This is a genomic window from Actinomycetes bacterium (assembly GCA_036510875.1).
GTDB lineage: Bacteria > Actinomycetota > Actinomycetes > Prado026 > Prado026 > DATCDE01.
Genome location: DATCDE010000067.1, coordinates 1 through 3,580, shown reverse-complemented (window position 1 = coordinate 3,580; position 3,580 = coordinate 1). Strand labels below are relative to the sequence as shown.

Here is a 3,580-nt window from a genome sequence, read left to right as displayed (position 1 = left end):
TCGGCTTGTGCCCCAGATGGCGGCCGACAGCCGCAAGCGTGGTCCCCCAGGCAACCCCCATGACCATGTCGGAGTCGAACCACGAGGCGAACAGCTTCGCCGACGTGCGGGCAACCTGTTCCAGCCGGTCGATGTCATTGGTCATGTCGGGCACCGGCACCACGTAGGACGCGACCCCGAAGGTCGCACTGATGCTCTGGCCCATCCCGGGCGCCCGGGAGCTCTCCGGGCGCAGGGTGATCTCCACCAGTCCCGTGTCGCGGGCGTGCTTGAGGAGCCGGGAGACGGTCGAACGAGAGGTGCGCAGGTGCCGGGCGATGGCCTCCATCTTGATGTCCTGGAGGTAGTACATGGTCGCCGCCCGGAGGGCTTCCTGCTCCCCGTTGTTCACCACGGCACCTTTTTGCACATACGTGCATTCTATATGTGCGCTCATTCAATACATGAGCAGTATAGGAATGTCACTTTCTCGACACCTCGACGCCACCGCCGGGGCCGGTCGGTGGCGCGTGGCCCACCTGGTGGGCACGGGGCGAGGAGGACAACGGTGAAGACGACGGCACTGACGGCACAGACGCGGGGCGTGGCCCTCGAGACTCTCCAGGCGAGCACCACACCGGGCCACGAGCTTGACATCCTGGTCATCGGCGGGGGCGTCACGGGCGCGGGCGTCGCGCTCGACGCGGTGACCCGGGGCCTGAAGGTCGGCATCGTCGAGGCCCAGGACTGGGCCGGCGGGACCTCCAGCCGGTCCAGCAAGCTGGTCCACGGCGGCCTGCGGTACCTGCAGATGCTCGACTTCCACCTGGTCCGTGAGGCGCTGACCGAGCGGGACCTGCTGCTCACCGAGCTGGCACCCCACCTGGTGCGGCCCGTGTCCTTCCTCTACCCGCTGGAGCACCGGATCTGGGAACGCGCGTTCGTCGGGTCGGGCATCGCGCTGTACGACATCCTGGCGAGCATCAACGGCCGCCGGCGCGCCCTGCCGCTGCACAGCCATGTGACCCGAGGGGGCCTGGAGAAGCTCTTCCCCGACCTGAAGCACGACGCCGCGATCGGGGCGGTGCGCTACTGGGACGCCACCGTGGACGACGCGCGCCTGGTCACGACCCTGGTCCGCACCGCCGCGGAGTACGGCGCGGCCGCGGCCTCACGCACCCAGGTCGTCGCTCTGGCGAAGTCACCGGCCGGCGCCGTCACCGGCGCCACCGTCCAAGACCTGGAGAGCGGACACCGCTTCGAGGTCCGCGCCCACCAGGTCATCACCGCCACCGGCGTGTGGACCGAAGAGACCGAAGAGCTCGCCGGTACCCAGGGCGGGCTACGCGTCCTGGCCTCCAAGGGCGTGCACATCGTGGTCCCGCGAGACAAGATCGCCGGCGACACCGGCCTGATCCTGCAGACCGAGAAGAGCGTGCTCTTCGTCATCCCATGGTCGCGGTACTGGGTCATCGGAACCACCGACACCCCATGGAAGATGCAGCTCCAGCATCCCGTGGCAACCGCCGCCGACATCGACTACCTCATCGAGCACGCCAACGAGGTACTCTCCCGCCCGATCTCCCGCAAGGACATCATCGGCACCTGGGCCGGCCTGCGCCCCCTGCTGCAGCCCGGCACCAAAGAAGGCACCACATCGGCCAAGGTCTCCCGCGAACACACCGTCGCCTCCCCCACACCGGGCCTGACCGTCATCGCCGGCGGCAAGCTCACCACCTACCGCGTCATGGCCGAGGACGCGGTCGACTTCGCCCTGGGCCAGCGCGCCAAGACACTGAAGTCCATCACCGCCACCATCCCCCTGGCCGGGGCCGAAGGACTCAAAGCCCTACAACGCCTGGCCCCGACCATCGCCACCCAGTACGGCTGGACCCAAACCAGGCTCGACCACCTGCTCCACCGCTACGGCTCACTACTACGCGAGCTGACCGAAGCCGTCGACGCCGAACCAGACCTGGGCCAGCCACTGACCGGCGCACCGGCCTACCTACGCGCCGAAGTCGCCTACGCCGTCACCCACGAAGGCGCACTCCACCTGGACGACGTCCTGATGTACCGCACCCGCCTCAACTACGAACAAGCCGACCGCGGCCTGGGCGCCATCGAGGAGATCGCCGCCATCATGGCCCCGCTCCTGGGCTGGGACACCCAGACCCAGACCCGAGAGATCACCGCCTACCGCGAACGCGCCGAAGCCGAAGCCGCCGCCGAGCTCCAGCCCGACGACGAGACCGCCGAACAAGTACGCCTCAAAGCCACCGAGATCGCCCCCCTACACCAGCTCCCCGCCACAGACACCCCCAACAGCACGGAGGCGATAGCGTCGCGGATCGCGAAGCCGTAGTGCGCGTACGCCCCGGGGTTGATGGTCAGTCCCTGGCCGCAGTTGGTCTCGGGTGGGCGGCGGTGCGCCTGGTCCTTCACCAGGGCTGGTTGAAGCTGTCCTGCGGACGCGAGTGCCTCAGGGCACCCGATTGTGAGCGAACAGCACGGGCTGCGGCCCTCGGCGTCGCGAGGACCAGCCAGCCGAGGCAGAATGCACAGCATGCTGAACTTGTTTGGCCAGTCTCAGGTCTTCCCGCCTGACTACCCCAGTAGTTACGAGTCCGTCGTTCGGCTGACCGACGGACGGCGGGTCGAGATCCGTCCGATCCTTCCGTCTGATGCACCGGAGCTGGCCGAGGCGATTCGCACGGCCGATGCCGAGACGCTGCATGCCCGCTTTCTGGGCGGTGCCCCGCGCATTACCACCGCCGTCTTGGAAAGATTGACCCGAATCGACTATGTCAGCCATTTCGCACTCGTCGCCCGCAACCGGGGACGCGGTGTTGCCGTCGCGCGCTACGCGGTGCCCCCGACATCGGAGGATGGATCGTTGGTGGCCGACGTCGCGGTCGCTGTGAGACCGGAATGGCGACGGGTTGGCCTGGCGACCGCACTCATCAAGGAGCTCGCCCGCCGCGCTCAGGAGTGCGGCATCACCGACTTCACCGCGTTGTTTCTCGCGGAGAACCGTCCGGTGACCGAGCTTGCACACGAAGGACACGCCCGCGTAGTGATCGCGGAAGGCATCGCCCAGCTGCATGGAAAACTCACGGACCCACCCGAGGACTGGTCCAGCCACGATCGACCCGTGCCCGAGTAGCAGCCTTGCCGGGTGACCGCACCTGAACGGCTCTGTCTCAACCTTGCCACCAGCGGAGCCAGTGAGCTCCCGACAACATGTCCCTGATGGCCCGGGAACGGGACATCTGACATGCGGCGACCCCGTTGACGTGACATCGTAAGGTGCCGAAAGTCCGATGCGTGTCGCGACCTTCCCACGGGGTGTGAGATGAACGAGTTCAGCGTGCCGCCTGTCTTTGTGGCGAGCCTGCAGGAGAACCTGACCGATGACATCTTTGACCATGCCGAGCACTGGCCTGACCAGGCCGGTTTCTCGCGTCGGGCGGGAGACCAGTGGGTGCCGGTGACCTATCGGGAAGCAGCAGAGCAGGTCACCCGGATGGCCGCGGGTCTGATCGCCTCCGGTGTCGAGGCGGGCGACCGGGTCGCGCTGTTCTCTCGGACCCGGTTCGAG

The 3,580-nt window shown here is 67.6% G+C and carries 4 protein-coding genes; 3 read left to right on the top strand and 1 reads right to left on the bottom strand.

What is annotated here, in order from left to right; genetic code table 11:
- Nucleotides 1-436 (bottom strand): sugar-binding transcriptional regulator (locus VIM19_03580; GenBank protein HEY5183988.1); only part of this gene is annotated, 436 nt, incomplete at its 3' end.
- A gap of 111 nt (nt 437-547) precedes the next feature.
- On the opposite strand from VIM19_03580, the gene VIM19_03575 reads away from it, so the two are divergent.
- The 3 genes from VIM19_03575 to VIM19_03565 all read left to right on the top strand — a co-directional run.
- Complete coding sequence (locus tag VIM19_03575; GenBank protein ID HEY5183987.1) at nt 548-2,344, top strand: glycerol-3-phosphate dehydrogenase/oxidase; 1,797 nt, start codon at nt 548-550, stop codon at nt 2,342-2,344.
- A gap of 201 nt (nt 2,345-2,545) precedes the next feature.
- The gene (locus tag VIM19_03570) at nt 2,546-3,145 is read left to right on the top strand and encodes a GNAT family N-acetyltransferase (GenBank protein HEY5183986.1); all 600 of its coding nucleotides are present in this window, start codon (nt 2,546-2,548) and stop codon (nt 3,143-3,145) included.
- 189 nt (nt 3,146-3,334) lie between these two features.
- Nucleotides 3,335-3,580 (top strand): AMP-binding protein (locus VIM19_03565; GenBank protein HEY5183985.1); only part of this gene is annotated, 246 nt, incomplete at its 3' end.